The sequence below is a fragment of the Streptomyces sp. NPDC054765 genome (genome assembly GCF_053612065.1).
In genome coordinates, this window is record NZ_JBSHBP010000047.1 from 16,409 (window position 1) to 35,125 (window position 18,717).

At 71.1% G+C, this 18,717-nt stretch carries 16 protein-coding genes and 1 pseudogene; 8 read left to right on the forward strand and 9 right to left on the reverse strand.

Going from position 1 to position 18,717, the window contains the following annotated elements:
* Positions 1 to 3 precede the first annotated feature (3 nt).
* On the forward strand, positions 4 to 600 hold the full coding sequence (locus ACWGJY_RS26220) for a hypothetical protein (RefSeq protein WP_453263338.1): 597 nt from the start codon (positions 4 to 6) through the stop codon (positions 598 to 600).
* Positions 601 to 736: 136 nt separating this feature from the next.
* Here ACWGJY_RS26220 and ACWGJY_RS26225 read toward each other — a convergent pair whose 3' ends face one another.
* The 3 genes from ACWGJY_RS26225 to ACWGJY_RS26235 all read right to left on the reverse strand — a co-directional run bounded on the left by ACWGJY_RS26225 (position 737) and on the right by ACWGJY_RS26235 (position 3,162).
* On the reverse strand, positions 737 to 1,540 hold the full coding sequence (locus tag ACWGJY_RS26225) for an SDR family NAD(P)-dependent oxidoreductase (protein WP_453263295.1): 804 nt from the start codon (positions 1,538 to 1,540) through the stop codon (positions 737 to 739).
* Positions 1,537 to 2,109, reverse strand: a complete 573-nt coding sequence (locus ACWGJY_RS26230) for a cupin domain-containing protein (RefSeq protein WP_453263296.1) — start codon at positions 2,107 to 2,109, stop codon at positions 1,537 to 1,539. The genes ACWGJY_RS26225 and ACWGJY_RS26230 overlap by 4 nt, the downstream gene beginning before the upstream one ends.
* A gap of 369 nt (positions 2,110 to 2,478) precedes the next feature.
* On the reverse strand, positions 2,479 to 3,162 hold the full coding sequence (locus ACWGJY_RS26235; RefSeq protein WP_453263297.1) for a TetR/AcrR family transcriptional regulator: 684 nt from the start codon (positions 3,160 to 3,162) through the stop codon (positions 2,479 to 2,481).
* Between the two features lie 216 nt (positions 3,163 to 3,378).
* Between ACWGJY_RS26235 and ACWGJY_RS26240 the strand changes: the two genes are divergently transcribed.
* The 3 genes from ACWGJY_RS26240 to ACWGJY_RS26250 all read left to right on the forward strand — a co-directional run bounded on the left by ACWGJY_RS26240 (position 3,379) and on the right by ACWGJY_RS26250 (position 6,335).
* A complete protein-coding gene (locus ACWGJY_RS26240) occupies positions 3,379 to 5,007 on the forward strand; it encodes an FAD-dependent oxidoreductase (protein ID WP_453263298.1) in 1,629 nt (542 codons plus the stop codon).
* A 150-nt stretch (positions 5,008 to 5,157) separates the two neighbouring features.
* Entirely contained in the window at positions 5,158 to 5,493 is a 336-nt protein-coding gene (locus ACWGJY_RS26245) for a YnfA family protein (protein WP_453263299.1), read from the forward strand.
* Positions 5,494 to 5,576: 83 nt separating this feature from the next.
* Positions 5,577 to 6,335, forward strand: coding sequence for an SDR family NAD(P)-dependent oxidoreductase (locus ACWGJY_RS26250; RefSeq protein ID WP_453263300.1), 759 nt, complete (start codon positions 5,577 to 5,579; stop codon positions 6,333 to 6,335).
* A 176-nt stretch (positions 6,336 to 6,511) separates the two neighbouring features.
* Here ACWGJY_RS26250 and ACWGJY_RS26255 read toward each other — a convergent pair.
* The 3 genes and pseudogenes from ACWGJY_RS26255 to ACWGJY_RS26265 all read right to left on the reverse strand — a co-directional run.
* Positions 6,512 to 6,637: pseudogene (locus ACWGJY_RS26255) on the reverse strand (RtcB family protein); the annotation flags it as partial.
* Between the two features lie 75 nt (positions 6,638 to 6,712).
* Entirely contained in the window at positions 6,713 to 7,681 is a 969-nt protein-coding gene (locus tag ACWGJY_RS26260) for a hypothetical protein (RefSeq protein WP_453263301.1), read from the reverse strand.
* Positions 7,682 to 8,349: 668 nt separating this feature from the next.
* Positions 8,350 to 9,543, reverse strand: a complete 1,194-nt coding sequence (locus ACWGJY_RS26265; RefSeq protein ID WP_453263302.1) for an RtcB family protein — start codon at positions 9,541 to 9,543, stop codon at positions 8,350 to 8,352.
* Positions 9,544 to 9,705: 162 nt separating this feature from the next.
* Between ACWGJY_RS26265 and ACWGJY_RS26270 the strand changes: the two genes are divergently transcribed.
* The 3 genes from ACWGJY_RS26270 (at position 9,706) to ACWGJY_RS26280 (ending at position 13,113) form a co-directional block, all read left to right on the forward strand.
* Positions 9,706 to 10,638 (forward strand): hypothetical protein, encoded by a 933-nt coding sequence (locus ACWGJY_RS26270; RefSeq protein WP_453263303.1) that lies wholly within the window; start codon positions 9,706 to 9,708, stop codon positions 10,636 to 10,638.
* 228 nt (positions 10,639 to 10,866) lie between these two features.
* The gene (locus tag ACWGJY_RS26275) at positions 10,867 to 11,574 is read left to right on the forward strand and encodes a DUF3558 domain-containing protein (RefSeq protein ID WP_453263304.1); all 708 of its coding nucleotides are present in this window, start codon (positions 10,867 to 10,869) and stop codon (positions 11,572 to 11,574) included.
* 249 nt (positions 11,575 to 11,823) lie between these two features.
* A complete protein-coding gene (locus ACWGJY_RS26280) occupies positions 11,824 to 13,113 on the forward strand; it encodes a DUF2637 domain-containing protein (RefSeq protein ID WP_453263305.1) in 1,290 nt (429 codons plus the stop codon).
* Between the two features lie 319 nt (positions 13,114 to 13,432).
* Here the strand turns inward: ACWGJY_RS26280 and lysS are convergent, their stop codons facing one another.
* Positions 13,433 to 15,181: a lysine--tRNA ligase gene (gene lysS, locus ACWGJY_RS26285; protein WP_453263306.1), complete on the reverse strand. Its 1,749-nt coding sequence runs from the start codon at positions 15,179 to 15,181 to the stop codon at positions 13,433 to 13,435.
* A gap of 175 nt (positions 15,182 to 15,356) precedes the next feature.
* On the opposite strand from lysS, the gene argS reads away from it, so the two are divergent.
* On the forward strand, positions 15,357 to 17,159 hold the full coding sequence (gene argS / locus ACWGJY_RS26290) for an arginine--tRNA ligase (RefSeq protein WP_453263307.1): 1,803 nt from the start codon (positions 15,357 to 15,359) through the stop codon (positions 17,157 to 17,159).
* Positions 17,160 to 17,304: 145 nt separating this feature from the next.
* On the opposite strand, the gene ACWGJY_RS26295 is transcribed toward argS, so the two are convergent.
* Positions 17,305 to 17,490 carry a CsbD family protein gene (locus ACWGJY_RS26295; RefSeq protein ID WP_453263308.1) on the reverse strand — a complete coding sequence of 62 codons (186 nt, stop codon included), beginning with the start codon at positions 17,488 to 17,490 and terminating at the stop codon, positions 17,305 to 17,307.
* Positions 17,491 to 17,669: 179 nt separating this feature from the next.
* The gene (gene hemB / locus ACWGJY_RS26300) at positions 17,670 to 18,659 is read right to left on the reverse strand and encodes a porphobilinogen synthase (RefSeq protein WP_453263309.1); all 990 of its coding nucleotides are present in this window, start codon (positions 18,657 to 18,659) and stop codon (positions 17,670 to 17,672) included.
* Positions 18,660 to 18,717: the final 58 nt, after the last annotated feature.

The window sequence follows — 18,717 nt, forward strand, 5'->3', positions numbered from 1 at the left end:
GATATGCATCGCGGTGGCGAACTGGGCGAGGGAACCAATGACCGGGGTCCCGAGCGCGCCCAGCGCGGCCGCCACCGGCGCGAGGAAACCACGGGCGGGGACATCACCGGCGGGGACACCAGGGGCAGCGAGATCAGGGGCGGGGACATCAGAGGCGGCCGCATGGGGGTGACGTACAGGTACTTCGGCGCACCGAACGGCGCGACCGCGGCCCGGGTCCCGGTCTCCATGCGCCCCGAGGAGCTCGGCGGTGACGAGCTCGGCATGGGCGGCATGTTCAGCAAGATCAAGCCGGAGACGATGGCCGCCATGGTCCTCACCGGTATCGAGGGCATACCCCTCCATAAGGTTCCGCCGCTCGAACTCGTCGTCCTCCACCCCGACTACGCCGTCGTCAAGCTCCCCATGACCGTGGTCGACCCGCTGCGCGGCGTCGGTGAGGAGTCGGTCGGCGCGGCCGCCTTCATCTGGTCCACCGTCCCCGACCGCGGGGGCCCGCGCGACGCCTTCACCGTCTACCAGCTGCTGCACGAATGGCAGGACTTCAGCCACCGGCTGCACGAGGCGGGGCACCAGGCGTACTGCCTGGTGTGGCCGTAACGGTTCAGCACGGGCACGGCGGCCCCGGGCCCGGCGCGCCACGGGGCCGCCGGTCCGCTCCCGGCAGGGGGCGGGCCGCGCCGGTCACCACGTCGGGCGGGCCGCGCCGGTCACCACGTCGGGCGGGCCGCGCCGGTCACCACGTCGGGCTGGCCGAGACACCGCCGTCCACGACCAGATCGTGCCCGGTGATCCAGGACGCCATCGGCGAGGCGAGAAAGACACAGGCATCGCCCACGTCCTCCGGCGTGCCCAACCGCCCGGCGGGCGCCGCGGTTTGCCAGCGTCGCACCCCCTCCGGCCAGTCCTCCGCCAGGCCGGGACGGTCGATCAGGCCCGGCGAGACACTGTTGACGCGGATGCCGTACGCCCCGTACTCCAGCGCCGCCGCGCGCGCATGCATCACCACCGCGGCCTTGGACGCGCAGTAGTGGGCATGCCGCGGCGCCGGACGGTCCGCCTCGATCGAGGCGATATGGGTCACCGACCCGCCGCCGTGCGCCCGCATCACGGCCGCGGCGGCCTGGGTGCAGGCAAAGACGCTGTGCACATTCGGATCCGCCACCGCCCGCCAGTCGGCGAGCGACATCGCCGCCAGCTCCTGCGTCGGCTGCACCCCCGCGTTGTTCACCAGCGCGGTCAGCCGGCCGCGCCAGCCGGCCGCCTCGCGCACCAGACGGTGGCACTCCGCCTCGACGGACAGATCGGCGGACAGCGCCAGCGCGCTCCCGCCGTCCGCCTCGATCCGCTCGGCCAGGGCCCGCGCCGCCTCCGCGCCCGTACGGTGATGCACCACGACGGCCGCCCCCGCGGCGGCGAACCGCAGCGCGATACCGCGGCCGATGCCGCCGGCGGCGCCGGTGACGAGGGCGACCTGTCCGCCGAGGTCGGGCAGCCGGGGGCGGCCGGTGCCGTCGGACGCGGTCCCGGTCCCGGTCACGGCCGGCACAGCGCGGTGATCCGCGCCGCCTCCCGGGGGTAGCGCGCGGCCAGTTCGGCGGCGTCCCCGTGCTCGTAGTCCTCGAAGGTGAAACCGGGCGCCATCGTGCAGCCGAAGAGAGTCCAGGAACCGCCGGCCGCGACCTCGGCGGCCATCCACGTACCGGCCGGCACCGTGAACTGGACGTGCTGCCCGCCCAGGACGTCCGGCCCGAGGGTGACGGTACGGGCCGTGCCGCCGCCGTCCCCCGGGAGGCCGCCGGGGCCACCGCCTTCCGGGAACAGGCATCCGCCGGGGCCGCCGCCTTCCGGGAGCAGGAAGAGGGTGAGCGGATCGCCCCGGTAGAAGTGCCAGATCTCGTCGGTGGGCAGCCGGTGCAGGGCGGAGAAGTCACCCGGCCCGTCGGTGAGCAGCATCACGATCGCCGAGCCCTCAGGCCGCCCGTCGGGGCGCTCGGGGCCCGCCCAGGTACGCCGGAACCGCCCGCCCTCACGGGGCAGCGGCGCCAGCCCGTAGAAGTCGGCCAGCGCCTCGGGGAGCCGCTCGCGGGACCTGCACTCGTCGTCCATCTGCGGGCTGCCTCCTGCACGCCGGCCGACTGCTGCTGCTGGTGGTGGTGGTGGTCCAGCCTAGGGCCGGGGGCGGCGCGGCGCGCTGCCCATCAGGCCATGTGCGGCCGTCGGCGGACGGCCCGTCAGCGGCCGCCGCCAAGGGTCTGATCCGCGATGTCTCCGCCACGGTCGGGGTCCCGCCGACCGCATACCCGCGGCCGAGTCCGCCCTCGCCGGGAACGGTCAGGGCCGGGAGTTGCCAGCCCCGGGGGTTGTCAGCCCCGGGGGTTGTCAGCCCCAGGGGTTGTCAGCCCCAGGGGTTGTCAGCGCCGGGAGTCGACAGGGCCCGGAGCCGTCAGGGCCTGGAGCCGTCAGGGCCTGGAGCCGTCAGGGCCGTTCGGCCGTCAGATAGCGCTGGACGGTGGGGGCCAGCCAGGCGATGACCTCGTCGTGGCTGAGGTCCACGGCCGGCGGGATGTGCAGGACATAGCGGCACAGCGCCATGCCGAGTATCTGGGAGGCGATCAGTGCGGCGCGGGTCGGCGCCTCGTCGGGCACCGGGCAGACCGCGGCCAGGACCGGCTTGATCTGTTCGGCGAACACACCGCGCATCCGCTGGGCGCCCGCCTCATTGGTGACGCCGACGCGCATCATGCCGGTCAGCGTCTCGTCGCATTCCCAGCGCTCCAGGAAGTGGCGTACGAGCCGGGCACCGGCCTCGTCGCGCGGTACGTGGGCGAGATCCGGGGCATGCACCTCGATCTCGGAGGCGGCCGCGAAGAGCCCGGCCTTGTTGCCGTAGTAGCGCATCACCATCGACGGGTCGATGTCCGCGTCCCTGGCGATGGCGCGGATGGTGGCGCGCTCGTAGCCGTCCGCGGCGAAGCGGTCCCGGGCGGCGGCGAGGATCGCGGCGCGGGTGACGGCGGAGCGCCTGGGGCGGACGGGGTCCGCCGGCCCGTCGGGCGCGCCGCCGGCGGGGACCTCGGACGCCGCGACGGACACGGCATCGGCCGCAGCGGGCGTGGAATCGGCCGCGGAATCGGCCGCGGAGGGAGCATGTTCAGCCATGTCAACAACTGTAGGCCAACGGCTGTTGACACGCCAGACTCGACCGCCCTACGCTTGCCAACAAGCGTTGACCAACATGCGTTGGCACGGGCACAGACAGCGCGGGCACGGGCACGGGCACGGGCACAGGCACAGGCACAGGCACAGGCACCGACAGCACAGGCATAGGCACACACATAGGCATAGGCGTAGGAATAGGCACAGGAGGCGGAAGCCATGGACGCCCTGAACCGCAAGACCGCAGGCAGCTGCCCCGAGGCCGAGGAAGCGCGTGCGACCCGCGATGCGGACGTGATCGTCGTGGGCGCCGGCCCCACCGGCCTGCTGCTCGCCGGAGACCTCGCCGAGGCAGGGCTGAGCGTCACGCTCCTGGAGCGCCGCCCCGCCGCGATCAGCAACCTCACCCGCGCCCTGGCCGTCCATGCCCGCACCCTGGAGCAGCTGGACGCCCGCGGCCTCGCCGATGAGCTGGTCGACGGCGGCCATCAGCTGCCCGCCCTCCGCCTCTTCGGGGACGCCACCTTCGATGCGACCCAGCTCCGCTCCCGCTTCCCCTTCGTGCTGATCACCCCGCAGTTCGAGGTCGAGCGGCTGCTGGAGCGGCGGGCCCGCCGGGCCGGGGTGGTCTTCCGGCACGACTCCGAGGTGCTCGGCCTCGATCAGGACGCCGACGGCGTGACGGTGCGCTTCCGTGACGCCGAGGGCATCCGCAGCATCCGCGCCGCCTATACCGTCGGCACCGACGGCGTCCGCAGCACCATCCGCGAGGCCATCGGCCTGCCGTTCCCGGGCCGGTCCGTGATCCGCTCCCTGGTGCTGGCCGATGTCCGGCTGGCCCGGGAGCCCGAGTCCCCCTTCACCGTCAACGCCACCGACGACGCCTTCGCCCTGATCGGCTCGTTCGGCGACGGCTGGTACCGGGTCATCGGCTGGAACCGCCGCCGCCAGGCCGATGACGACGCGCCCGCCGATCTCGACGAGGTCCGCGAGTTCACCCGGCTCGCCCTCGGCAGTGATTACGGCATGTATGACGCCCGCTGGGTCTCCCGCTTCCACAGCGACGAGCGCCAGGTCCCCGAGTACCGCGTGGGCCGCGTCTTCCTCGCCGGCGACGCCGCGCATGTGCACTCCCCCGCCGGCGGCCAGGGCATGAACACCGGCCTCCAGGACGCCGCCAACCTCAGCTGGAAACTGGCCGCGGTACTCCGGGGCCACTCCCCCGGCAGCCTGCTGGACAGCTACCAGACCGAGCGCCATCCGGTGGGCGAGCAGGTGCTGCGCAGCAGCGGTGCCCTCATCCGGATCGCCCTGCTGCGCACCCCTCCCGGACGCACCGTCCGTACGCTCGCCGCCCGGCTCGTCAACCATCTGGGGCCGCTGTCCCGCCGCGCGATCCGCACCATCTCCGGCCTCGACATCGCCTATGCCGCCGGTCCCGGCGCCCACCCCCTCGCCGGCCGGCGCGCCCCCGACATCCGTCTGGCCGACGGCAGCCGCCTCTACGAACTCCTCCGCCAGGGCAGGTTCGTGCTGCTCACCCCCGCCGACGAGCCCGGCGTCCCCCAAGCACCGACAAGCAGGGCGGAGTCCGATCGCCCCGTCGGCGACCGTGTCGTGCACGCCTGCTGGCGAAGCGGCCGCCGCACGGCCCTTCTCGTACGCCCCGACGGCTATATCGCCTGGGCCACCGACGCCACCGCCCCCGCCGAGCGGGCCACCGCGCTACGGTCCGCCCTCTTCCACTGGACCGGCGCCGCGCCCGGGGACGGCGGCTCCATAGGCACCGCCCGGCCCGCCGCCCTCGCCCCTCCCGCACATGCCGCAGAGACGTCCCAGGGTCGTTGAGACAGCGCCGCCAGTGGTCGACAAGCCCCAGCTCCGCCCGCTCCACGCTCCGCACCCCGTGCTCGCCGCTGGCAGTCCCCCGCTGACGCTCGCCCCCGGTCGCCGCCCGCCCGACGCCGGAGCCGGTTTCTGTTTCCGTACGCTCTCTGCATGCTGTTCGCCCGCTCCGCTGCCCTCTTCGTACTCGCCGCGCTCTTCGAAATCGGCGGCGCCTGGCTGGTCTGGCAGGGCGTCCGGGAACACAAAGGCTGGGTCTGGATCGGCGCCGGAGTGATCGCGCTCGGGGTGTACGGCTGGGTCGCCACCCTCCAGCCGGACGCCGAATTCGGCCGCATTCTCGCCGCGTACGGCGGTGTCTTCGTCGCCGGATCGCTGGCGTGGGGCGCGATCGCCGACGGCTACCGCCCCGATCGCTGGGATGTGACCGGCGCACTGATCTGTCTGGCCGGAATGGCCGTGATCATGTACGCCCCCCGAGGCCGCTGACTTCGCCTGCATATCCTGGCCGCTGGACCACCTCCCCCAAGCCCTTCAGGTGCAGGGGACCCCATCGCCCCGAGGAGAGTGCCATGACCGCCGAGGCCCGTACCGCCGTCGTCACCGGAGCGAGCAGCGGCATCGGCGCCGCCACCGCGCGAGCGCTGGCCGCGGCCGGCTATCACGTGGTGCTCACCGCCCGCCGCAAGGACCGCATCGAGGCCCTCGCCGCCGAGCTGCCGAACACCGAGGCCTACGCACTCGACGTCACCGACCGCGCCGCCGTCGACGCCTTTGCCGCCGCTCTCGACCGCTACCCGTCTGTGGACGTCCTGGTCAACAACGCCGGCGGTGCCTACGGCGCGGAACCGGTCGCCACCGGCGATCCCGCCGACTGGCGCGCCATGTACGAGGTCAATGTGCTGGGCGTGCTCCATATGACCCAGGCGCTGCTGCCCTCGCTCACCGCCTCCGGCGAAGGCACCGTCGTCGTGCTCTCCTCCACCGCGGGCCATGGCACCTACGAGGGCGGCGGCGGTTATGTCGCCGCCAAACACGGTGCGCATGTCATCGCCGAAACGCTCCGTCTGGAGCTGTGCGGTGAGCCGGTGCGCGTCATCGAGGTCGCCCCGGGCATGGTCAAGACCGACGAGTTCGCCGCCACCCGCTTCCGTGGCGACACCGCCAAGGCCGCGAAGGTCTACGAGGGCGTTGACCAGCCGCTCAGCGCCGAGGACGTCGCCGACACCATCACCTGGGCGATCACCCGCCCCGCCCACGTCAATATCGACCTCCTGGTGGTCCGCCCCCGCGCCCAGGCCTCCAACTCCAAGGTCCACCGCACCACTTGAGACGCCCGCGGGGCCGCGGACTCCAAGGCCGCGGACTCCAAGGCCGCTGGTACCCATACCGCCCACGGCACCCCCCGCACCCGGCGTGGTGCGGCCCGGCGCGCACCCCACCGGGCCGCACCGTGCCAGACCACGCCAGGGCGCACCCCACCGGGCCGCACCAGGCCGAACCACGCTCCGGCGCCGTGCGAGGCGGAGTTGAAGGACGCGGCATTGCCCAGCCCCCTGACGAGGTACGAGCCGGTGCCCATCGAGCCCGGGATGATCCCGTACTCGCCACTTCCCGCCCGGATCGCGCCCCGGCAGACGAACTCGGCCCCGGGATGCAACACCGTGAGCGGGCGTGAAAAGCGGGAGTTTGACGCCAGGGCCTGCCCCTACCCCTCCGTGCACCGGGCGCCACACTCCTCTTGAGTGCCGGGGAAGAGTTCTACGCGGAGGTCGCCGCCGTCCTGGATGACGTAGGTGGGGCCGGTTCGGTAGGTCCAACCGACGGGGAGGAGGTAGTAGCGGCCGTTGCGTTCGATGAGGCGGCGGAGGCCGGTGTAACGGTACCGGTAGTGGGCCTTGGCCCCCAGGTCCTTCACCTCCAGGCCGGGCCCGGCCAGGCTGAGGCGGTCGGTGCTCAGGAGGACGACGGCGGGGTGGCGTACGAGGTTGGCGGCGGTCTGCCGGGCCTCCTGCTCGCCCAGCATGCCGGTGGCCAGGCTGAGCCCCCACATCACCAGCAAACCGGCCATGAAGACCGGTACCGCCCGGCTCCACATCGTGGCCGGGGCGGTGGCAGACGGGGCTGCGGCGTCCCCGTCACCGGCCCGGCTTTGGGCCCATGGGCTCTGGCCGAGAAGTACGCCAACCCCCAGCAGGAGTGGGGCCGTCCATCTGAAGGCACCGAGCCAGGGCCAAAGGAGCAGGAGGGCAAGGCCGGATCCGACAATGTAGGGGTGTGCCCGTGCCACGGCTCGCAGGGCGCTCTCCAGTGTCCGGATGAGGCGTTCCTGGCCGTCCTCGTCGGTGTCCGGTTGCGTGGTGGGGATGGGGGCCGCAGCCAGGCGACGGGCTATCAGGACGGCGAGGACGCAGACGATCGCCGTCGAGGCGTTGACGAGATTCAGGCTCTGGATCGCCATCTCCGCGAAGCCGAGGCCGAGGCTGAAGGCGTCCAGGCGGAAGTAGCTGTAGTAGGCCGTCATATAGACCGCACCCAGGAAGTACATGACGGCCACGAGGAAGGATGCCTGGGCAACGACGATGCCGAGGAGGCCGGCCGCCGTACGTTCCGCACCGGCCGGTGCGGAAGACCCTGCGGGTGGCGCGGAGGGCGGGGGGGCCGGATTGCCGCTCATGTGCCGGACGGGGACGGACAGGTCTCGCTCGGCGAAGGGGTGTCCTCCGGGGATGCCGAGCCCGTTGCATCGGACGACGCGGACGGGGACGGGGACGGCGAGCCCGTTGCGCCGGACGACGCGGACGGGGACGGCGAGCCGTCGGAGGGCGGGCAGGTCTCGTCGCCCGGTTTGCCTTCGCCGCCCTCGGAGGACGTGCCACCCTCGGAGCCGCCGCCCGGATCCACGCCGCCGCCCGCCGGTGGTCTGCCATGCCCCTTGGGCGGTACCTTGACCGGCGGCACCGGGTCCCCGCCGTAGCTGGGTCCGGCATGGCTGGTGTCGCCGTCGGTGGGGTCATCCCCCTGCACACCGCCCCCGGACGGATCTTCGCCTGACGTACCTCCCAGCGCCCCGCCGGACTCCACGCCACCCACCGCCTCACCCGCCGTTGGGGAGGAGCCGGAGGATGACGTCGGCCGTACGGATCCGGATCCCCCGGAACCTCCGTGTGCGCAACCTGACAGGACGACCAGCGCTCCGGCGGCAGCGACGATACGTAAGAGATATCTGTTCGCGTATGTCTCTCGGTATCCCATGCGTTGTCGGCTCCCTCCCCTACCGGGTGCGTAAAGAACAACGCCCGCCGGCCGGACCCGGTTCCTGTGGATCAGGTGAAGTGCTGGAGCTCAGCCCTTCACACACACCACCTGCTTGAGCTTGGCGACGACCTCGACCAGATCCCGCTGCTGATCGATGACCTTCTCGATCGGCTTGTAGGCACCCGGGATCTCGTCCACCACACCGGAGTCCTTACGACACTCCACGCCCCGCGTCTGATCCTCCAGATCCCGGGTGGAGAACCGCTTCTTCGCGGCGTTCCGGCTCATCTTGCGGCCGGCGCCGTGCGAGGCCGAGTTGAAGGACGCGGCATTGCCCAGCCCCCTGACGATGTACGAGCCGGTGCCCATCGAGCCCGGGATGATGCCGTACTCGCCACTTCCCGCCCGGATCGCGCCCTTACGGGTCACCAGCAGATCCATGCCGTCGTACCGCTCCTCCGCCACATAGTTGTGGTGGCAGGAGATCACCGGCTCGAACACCGGCCTGGCCTTCTTGAACTCCTTGCGGACGACGTCCTGGAAGAGCGCCATCATCACGGCCCGGTTGTGCTGGGCGTACTCCTGCGCCCAGAACAGGTCGTTGCGGTAGGCCGCCATCTGCGGGGTGTCCGCGATGAAGACGGCGAGATCGCGGTCGACCAGGCCCTGGTTGTGCGGCAGCTTCTGCGCCTGCCCCATGTGGAACTCGGCCAGCTCCTTGCCGATGTTCCGGGAGCCGGAGTGCAGCATCAGCCAGACCGCGCCGCTGTCGTCGAGGCAGAACTCGATGAAGTGGTTGCCGCTGCCCAGCGAACCCATCTGCTTCGTCGCGCGTTCCTGACGGAACTTGACCGCGTCGGCCACCCCGTCGAACCGCGACCAGAACTCCCCCCACCCGGCCGTCGGGTAGCCATGCAGCCGTCCGGGGTCGACCGCGTCCTCGTGCATCCCCCGCCCCACCGGAATCGCCTGCTCGATCTTCGAGCGGAGCCGGGAGAGATCGCCGGGCAGGTCATCGGCGGTGAGCGAGGTCTTCACCGCGCTCATCCCGCAGCCGATGTCGACGCCGACCGCCGCCGGGCAGACCGCGCCGCGCATGGCGATCACCGAGCCGACCGTGGCGCCCTTGCCGTAGTGCACATCCGGCATCACGGCCAGGCCCTTGATCCACGGCAGGGTGGCGACATTGCGCAGCTGCTGCATCGCGACGCCCTCGACCGTCGCCGGGTCCGTCCACATCCGGATCGGCACCTGGGCACCGGGCACCTCGACGTACGACATAACTTCCCCATTCCCCCGAATTTATGAAAAACGCAAATGCCGGACAATTTATCCGATCTTGGACGGCGAACCGGCGTTTACGGCAAGACGTGCGATACACATTGTGTCCATCGGCCGCCGACCGGCGGCAACCGCATTTCGTAAGGGAAGGAGCCGCGAACGATGCCACGGAAACCGTTCGTACCGGGTGCCGCACTGGTGGTGGCCGCGGCACTGGCCGCCGGTCTCACCGGCTGCACCGGCGGCTCCAGCCCCGACGGCAACGCCGCCGACGCCAAGAGCGGCGACGCCGCCACGTCGAGCCAGGCCGCCGAACCGGGCCGCTACCAGACCCTCCCGGAGGCCTGCGGGCTGCCCTCGCGCAGCGCCATCCGCGGCATGCTCCCCGGCGACGGCCAGCCCCTGTCGGGCGCCGAGGCCAAGAAGGTCTACGGCGGCCAGGCCGACATCACCTATGACACCGACCGCCGCGTCGGCTGCCACTGGACCCGCGAGACCACCGCGGGCACCCGCCATCTGAGCCTGGACATCCAGCGCGTGGTCTCGTACGACGCCGCCGTCAGCGATGACGACAAGGCGCAGGGGATCTACAGCAAGAAGGAGCTGGCCGCACAGATACCGTCCGGCGGCGCCGGTTCTCCCACGCCCGCCGCCCCGTCCCCGTCCCCGTCCGCCTCGAAGGGCAAGGACAAGGGCGCAGGAGCCGTCGTGAACGGCTCGACGGACAAGAGCCAGGCGGACGGCACGGGAAAGGCGCCGTCCGGGAGCCCCTCACGGACACCGTCCGGGAGCCCCTCACGGGCACCGTCGGGGAGCCCCTCACAGACGTCCGGCCCGAGTGCGGACCCGGGCGGCTCGACCGCCCCGCGCGTCCTGGTCGGCCTCGGGGACGCGGCCTTCCTCAATGACAAATTGGTCACAGCGGACTCCGGGGTGCACCGCGATGTCACTGTGGTCTTTCGCACGTCGAACGTCATCGTGACGCTCACCTACGACCAGTGGTCCACGGACAAATCGATGCTGCCGGACAGCCAGGAACTGCAGGACAAGGCCCGTTCGCTGGCCGGCGAGCTGTCGGACAGCCTCAGCGAATAGTCCGGATCAGGCGAATTGACCGAAGCGACGGGCAGGACCGTAAAACATCCGATTTGAGCACTGTGCTCATCGACATGATCCGGTCACACTCCTCGCTGCGCCGCGTACCGTGCCGTGAAGACAGGGCCCAGGACACGCCCTGACCCTGCCCCGTACGCGAGGCGGGGAAGGCCCCACGGACCACGCCACGGCCGTGCCGGCCCGATGACGACGAACAGCGAAGGAACCATGCACCGTTCAGCCAAGCGACTCGCCAGCCTTCTCACCTGCGCAGCAGTACCGGTGCTGCTCGTCGCCGGCTGCTCCGGCTCGAACAGCGACAGCTCCGGTGACGCCCCCTCCGCCGCCTCCAGCAGCGCGAGCAAGCCCTCGCCGACCGTCGCGCCCGCCAAGTTCAAGAAGCTGCCGAACTCGTGTGCGGCGTTCTCCAAGGACACCATCAACAAGATGCTGCCCAAGGTGAAGGACGCCTCCGGGGACCAGGGCAAGTCCACCGACGACGCCTCGCACGGCACCTGCTCGTGGACCAGCTCCGACGAGAAGGGCGTCGACGGCACCCAGTGGCGCTGGCTGGACATCGGCTACCAGCGCTACGACTCCGACCCGGGCGTCGGCAGCGGCGACAAGCGCGCCACAGACTTCTACACCAAGCAGATCTCCGAGGCGAAGGCCACCAAGGGCGCCCAGAAGCTGACGGCCGTCCAGACCTCCGGCACCGGCGACGAGGCCACCGCGATCACATACGACGTGAAGCGGGACGGCACCAACTTCAAGAACACCACCGTCGTCGCCCGCACCTCCAACGTCGTCATGACGATCAACTACAACGGCGCGGGCCTGGCCGGCGCGGACGCCCCCAAGACTGCCGACCTGCTCAAGCAGGTCCAGGCCGCCGCCAAGGAAGCGGTCACCTCCGTCACCAAGGCCAACGGCTGACCGCACCGACGCCACCCGGACCGCCTCCGGCCCCCGGCCGCCTCAGCCGCACAGGGCCCGCACCGATGTACGCGATGTACGGTGCGGGCCCTCTCGCCGCTTCACCCGCGTGAAGTCGCGGTGTTGCTCCCCTGCCCTCCCCACGACCTGCCCTCCCCACGACCTGGCTTCGTCCGTACCGGCACATGCCCGCCCGTACGCATGTGCCAGGCTGTCGCTCGCAACAGACTGATCGGGAGGGGTGCTCGGGTGGCCGCGCCACTGAAGCTGACACGCACACACCGGATACTCATCGGAGTGGTCATCGCCGGCGCGGTGGTCATCGCCGGCATCGGCTTCGCCGGCTCCTACGCAGCCGTACGTGCACTGGCCGTCAAGAAGGGCTTCGGCGACTTCGCCTACTTCTTCCCCATCGGCATCGACGCGGGCATCTGCGTCCTGCTCGCCCTGGATCTGCTGCTGACCTGGATCCGCATGCCCTTCCCGCTGTTGCGGCAGACGGCCTGGCTGCTGACGGTCGCGACGGTGGCGTTCAACGCCGCGGCCGCGTCCGATCCCCTGGGCATGGGCATGCATGCCGTCATCCCGGTGCTGTTCGTCGTCACCGTCGAGGCCGCCCGGCACGCCGTCGGGCGGATCGCCGACATCACGGCGGACAAGCACATGGAGGGTGTGCGCCTCACCCGCTGGCTGCTGTCACCCGTCCCGACGTTCCTGTTGTGGCGGCGGATGAAGCTGTGGGAGCTGCGGTCGTACGACGCGGTGATCAAGCTGGAGCAGGAACGGCTCGTGTACCAGGCACGCCTGCGCTCGCGATTCGGCCGGGCCTGGCGTCGTAAGGCTCCCGTGGAGTCCCTGATGCCACTGCGGCTCGCCCGGTACGGGGTGCCGCTGGCCAAGACCGCCTCCGCGGGACTTGCCGCGGCGGGCATCGAACCGCAACTGCTGCCGCCGCAGCCCGTGCCGCCCGCTCCGGAGCCTCAGCCCCAGGAGCCACCGCACGCCCAGGAACCGGCCCAGGAGCTGCCGAGCCAGTGGTTCGCGGCGCCGCAGCAGGTGACGTATCAGGGTGGCTACGACCCGGCGTACGTCCCGGAACAGGAGCATCAGCCCTCGTCGTACGAGCATCGGCCCTCGTACGACGAGCACCCGGTCTCGTACGACGGGCACCAGCAGATGCCGGCGCAGGACCAGGTCCCGGTCCCTGCCCCGCGCGCCCCGCAGCCCGAGCCACCGGTCCCGGTGCCGAACGGTGCAGGTGGGACGCGTCCGCTCGGTAAGGGCACCCCGGAGGCGGACCCGGAGGCGGACCCGCAGCCCGCCCCGGCACCGGCCGCGCCCACGGCACCGACCGATGAGGATCTGTACCAGGTGTTCCGGCGCTCGATAGAGGGCGAAGGCATGCCGACACCGGGCACGTTCGCGTCGAACCTGGCGGCGCAGTACGGAATCCGCCTGCGGTCGCGGGACCTGAACCGCTACATGGACGAGTTCAGCGACCGCCTCAACGCGGAGCTGATGGACGAGCACATCGCGTAGCACGCACACCGCGTAGCACGCACGACGGGTGCCGCACGGCGGGTGCCGTACGGCAACGGGGCGTCCCCTGAGCCGCCCCCGGGCCCGTCTGCGGTGCAGCGTCCGGCCCCGGGAGTCCTCCTCCCCGGGGCCGATCGCCCTTCTCGCCCCCGAGTCGCGGACCCGTCACGGTGTCCACGACTCAGCGGCAACGCCTCACGGTCACCGGCAACGGATCACCAGCAAACGGGTCACCAACGACGAGTCGCCAACAACACCCCACCGCCGGGCAGCTCATCGCCGGGCACCCGACCGCCGGGCAGCTCATCCCCCGAGCAGCTCATCCCCCGAGCAGCTTGCGCACCCGGTCGGCGCCGACGGCCAGCAGCAGGGTGGGCAGCCGCGGCCCGGTGTCCCGGCCCACCAGCAGCCGGTAGAGCAGGGCGAAGAAGGCGCGCTGGGCGACCTTCAGCTCCGGGGTCGGCTTGGCGTCCGGCTCCAGGCCCGCCTGGATCTTCGGCACGCCGTAGACCAGGGTGGTCAGCCCGTCCAGCGACCAGTGCTCGTCCAGACCGTCGAGCAGCAGCCGCAGCGAGCCACGGGACGGCTCGTCGAGGGTGGCGAGCAGCTCCTCGTCGGGCTCGGCACGGACGATGGTGCGCTGGTCGGCCGGGACCTGGGTGTTGATCCAGTACTCGGCCTTGCCGAGCCGCGGGCGGGTCTCGTCCAGCGAGGTGACCGGGTTGTCCGGGTCCAGCTCACTCAGGATCCGGAGCGTCTGCTCGTCATGGCCGGCGGTGATGTCCGCGACCGAGGCGAGCGTGCGGTACGGCAGCGGACGCGGCGTACGGGGCAGCTCGCCGGCGGCGGTGCGGGCCGCGCGGGAGTACGCGGCGGCGTCGGCCGGCAGCGCGGTGCCGTCCGCGACCTTCGACTCCAGCTTGTCCCACTCGTCGTAGAGCCGCTGGATCTCCTGGTCGAAGGCGATCTTGAAGGACTGGTTGGGCCTGCGGCGCGCGTACAGCCAGCGCAGCAGCGGCGCCTCCATGATCTTCAGCGCGTCGCCCGGGGTCGGCACCCCGCCGCGCGACGACGACATCTTGGCCATGCCGCTGATGCCGACGAAGGCGTACATGGGGCCGATGGGCTGGTCGCCGTCGAAGATCTGGCGGACGATCTGGCCGCCGACGACGAAGGACGAGCCCGGCGAGGAGTGGTCGACTCCGGACGGCTCGAAGATCACGCCCTCGTAGGCCCACCGCATCGGCCAGTCGACCTTCCAGACCAGCTTGCCGCGGTTGAACTCGCTCAGCCGGACCGTCTCGCCGAAGCCGCACGCCGTGCAGGTGTAGACCAGCTCGGTGGTCTCGTCGTCGTACGAGCTGACCGTGGTGAGGTCCTTCTCGCACTGCCCGCAGTAGGGCTTGTACGGGAAGTAGCCGGCCGAGCCGCCGCTGCCGTCGTCCTCGGCCGCCGCGCCGGAGCCCTCGGCGGCCTCCAGCTCGGCTTCGTCGACGGGCTTCTGCGACTTCTTGGCCGGGGCCTTCTTCGTGCGGTACTGGGCGAGGATCGCGTCGATGTCCGCGCGGTGCTTCATCGCGTGCAGCACCTGCGCGCGGTAGACGCCCGAGGTGTACTGCTCGGTCTGGCTGATGCCGTCGTACTCGACGCCCAGCTCGGCCAGCGCCTCGCTCATGGCGGCCTTGAAGTGCTCCGCCCAGTTCGGGTACGCCGAGCCGGCCGGGGCCGGCACCGAGGTCAGCGGCTTGCCGATGTGCTCGGCCCAGGAGCCGTCGACGCCCGGCACGCCGTTCGGGACCTTGCGGTAGCGGTCGTAGTCGTCCCAGGAGATGAGGTGACGGACCTCGTACCCGCGGCGGCGGATCTCGTCCGCGACCAGGTGCGGGGTCATGACCTCGCGGAGGTTGCCGAGGTGGATCGGGCCGGACGGGCTCAGGCCCGAGGCGCAGACGACCACCGGTGCGGAAGCACCTGATGTCACTTTGCCCGGGGCGCGGCGCTCCGCCTCGGCAATGACCTCGTCCGCAAACCTGGAGACCCAGTCGGTCTCGGTGCTCTGCTGAGCCACGATCGGCCCTTCCTCTTCCTGGTGCTTCCTGATTGCGCCGTCTTGCGCGTGCGACGCACAAATGCCTGACGGGCCCATTGTCCCAGACGAAAAATCAGTGGTACTGCCGTGGGATACTCACTGGCAAACCCTTTCCACTCCGACGACACCCCCCTCTGGAAGAGAGCTCTTCTCCATGGCCTCGGTCACTTCCCTCGCAGCCTCGGTTCACCAGCGCGTCGCGGACGCCCTCTCGGCAGCCCTGCCGGAGGCCGGCGCCGCCGACCCGCTGCTGCGCCGAAGCGACCGGGCCGACTTCCAGGCCAACGGCATGCTGGCGCTGGCCAAGAAGCTCAAGGGCAATCCGCGGGAGCTGGCCACGCAGGTCGTCGCCGCCCTCATGCCCGACGAGCACCGTCCTGCCGGTGAGAGCGGTGCGGTGATCAAGGAGATCGAGGTCTCCGGCCCCGGCTTCCTCAACATCACCATCGCCGACGAGGCGATCATCAAGACCCTCGCCGAGCGCGCCGCCGACGACCGCCTGGGCGTGCCGTACTCCGACGGCGCCGGGACGACCGTCATCGACTACGCCCAGCCGAATGTGGCGAAGGAGATGCACGTCGGCCATCTGCGGTCGGCGGTGATCGGCGCGGCGATGGTCGAGATCCTGGAGTTCACCGGCGAGAAGGTGATCCGCCGGCACCACATCGGCGACTGGGGCACCCAGTTCGGCATGCTCATCCAGTACCTCATCGAGCACCCGCACGAGCTGGACCACCAGGGCGGCGAGGACACCGACGTCTCCGGCGAGGAGGCCATGTCGAACCTCAACCGGCTGTACAAGGCCTCGCGTGCGCTCTTCGACTCCGACGAGGAGTTCAAGGAGCGGGCCCGCCACCGGGTCGTCGACCTCCAGGCCGGCGACGAGCAGACGCGGGCCCTGTGGCAGCGGTTCGTCGACGAGTCGAAGATCTACTTCTACTCGGTCTTCGACAAGCTGGACATGGACATCCACGACCCCGACATCGTCGGCGAGTCCGGCTACAACGCCATGCTGGAGGAGACCTGCCGGCTGCTGGAGGAGTCCGGGGTCGCGGTGCGCTCCGAGGGCGCCCTCTGCGTGTTCTTCGACGACGTCAAGGGCCCGGACGGCAACCCCGTCCCGCTGATCGTCAAGAAGTCCAACGGCGGCTACGGCTACGCCGCCACCGACCTCTCCGCGATCCGCGACCGGGTGCAGAACCTGGGCGCCGACACCCTCCTCTACGTCGTCGACGCCCGGCAGTCCCTGCACTTCAAGATGGTCTTCGAGACCGCCCGCCGGGCCGGCTGGCTGAACGACAAGACACAGGCCGTCCAGCTGGCCTTCGGCACGGTCCTGGGCAAGGACGGCAAGCCGTTCAAGACCCGTGAGGGCGAGACGGTGCGGCTGGTGGACCTGCTGGACGAGGCGATCGACCGGGCGACCGCGGTGGTGCGGGAGAAGGGCGCGCCGATCGGCCTGACCGAGGAGGAGATCACCGGCAACGGCGCGCAGGTCGGCATCGGCGCCGTGAAGTACGCGGACCTGTCGACGTCGGCCGCCCGGGACTACAAGTTCGACCTGGAGCAGATGGTGTCGCTGAACGGCGACACCTCGGTGTACCTCCAGTACGCCTACGCCCGTATCCGGTCGATCTTCCGCAAGGCCGGTGACGCGGCCCCCGCACCGCACCCGGAGCTGCCGCTCGCCCCGGCGGAGCGGGCGCTCGGCCTGCACCTCGACCAGTTCGGCGAGACCCTCGCCGAGGCCGCCGCGTCGTACGAGCCGCACAAGCTCGCCGCGTACCTCTACGGCCTCGCCTCGCTGTTCACCACCTTCTACGACCAGTGCCCGGTCCTGAAGGCCGAGGGCGGCGCGGACCAGGTCGCGGGCCGGCTGTTCCTCTGCGACCTGACCGCCCGCACCCTCCACCAGGGCATGGCGCTGCTCGGCATCCGTACGCCCGAGCGGCTCTGAGCCCGGCGCGTCGTCCGGCCGCCCGCGCGCCCTGCCGTCGCTTACCCTCCTGCCACAACGGCCCCGTACTCCACAGGAGTTGTACGGGGCCGCTCAGGTCTCACCATGGGTTCAGGCCGCGGGATTCAGGCCGCAGGCGGCGCCGTCAGTGCTGCCACGGCCTGCGTACCGCGTCCTTGGTCTTCTCGGCCGCGTCCAGCCCGTGCCCGGCGTGCTTCTCGGCCTTGCCCTCGGCCGCCAGCTTGCGGTTGTGCGTGGCCCGGCCGACGACTTCCTTCATGGCGCCGATCACCTGCGCGCCCTTGGCCTGCATCTTGCGCTTGGCAGTCATGGTTACCCGCTCCTCGGTCGGTCGGGGTCTTCCTTGACAATCGGTCCGTGCCCCGCGTGCGCCGGACAAAACGTGGTACGCACGACGAAGCTCCCGCCCCGGAACCAGGGACGGGAGGACGGGAGCCTCTGGCAACGACACGAGGGGCAGGGGCGCCACGGCACGAGGGTCCGGGCGCCTCACAGCCCCCGCGCGACCTCCGTCGCCCAATACGTGAGGATCATGTCGGCACCGGCCCGCTTGATACCGGTCAGCGCCTCCAGGATCGCCTTGTCGCGGTCGATCCAGCCCTTCTCGGCGGCCGCCTCGATCATCGCGTACTCACCGGAGATCTGGTACGCGGCGACGGGCACGTCCACCGCGTCCGCGACCTTCGCCAGCACGTCGAGGTACGGCAGCGCCGGCTTGACCATCACCATGTCGGCACCCTCCGCCAGGTCGAGCGCCAGCTCGCGCATCGACTCACGGAGGTTGGCCGGGTCCTGCTGGTAGGTCTTGCGGTCACCCTTGAGCGACGAGCCCACCGCCTCGCGGAACGGCCCGTAGAACGCCGACGAGTACTTCACGGTGTACGCGAGGACCGACACGTCCTCGTGCCCCGTCTGGTCCAGGGCGTCCCGGATGACGCCGACCTGGCCGTCCATCATGCCGCTGGGGCCGACCACGTGGACGCCCGCATCGGCCTGCACCTGCGCCATCTCGGCGTAGCGCTCCAGCGTGGCGTCGTTGTCGACCCGCCCGTCGGCGTCCAGGACGCCGCAGTGACCGTGATCGGTGTACTCGTCCAGGCACAGGTCCGACATGATCACCAGGTCGTCGCCGACCTCGGCCCGGACGTCCCGGATGGCGAGCTGGAGAATGCCGTCGGGGTCGGTGCCCGCCGTACCGGCCGCGTCCTTCTTCGCGTCCTCCGGCACCCCGAACAGCATGATCCCGGCGACACCCGCCTCGACCGCTTCGACGGCGGCCTTGCGCAGGGTGTCGCGGGTGTGCTGCACCACGCCCGGCATCGCGCCGATCGGCACCGGCTCGCAGACCCCTTCGCGCACGAACGCGGGAAGGATGAGGTCGGCCGGATGCAGGCGGTTCTCCGCGACCATCCGCCGCATGGCGGGGGTGGTGCGCAGCCGCCGCGGCCGCGCCCCCGGGAAGCTTCCGTACTTCGTCATACCACCCACGCTACGCCCGCCCCGTACCCGCCTTTGCCGACGCAACGTCGGCCGGCCG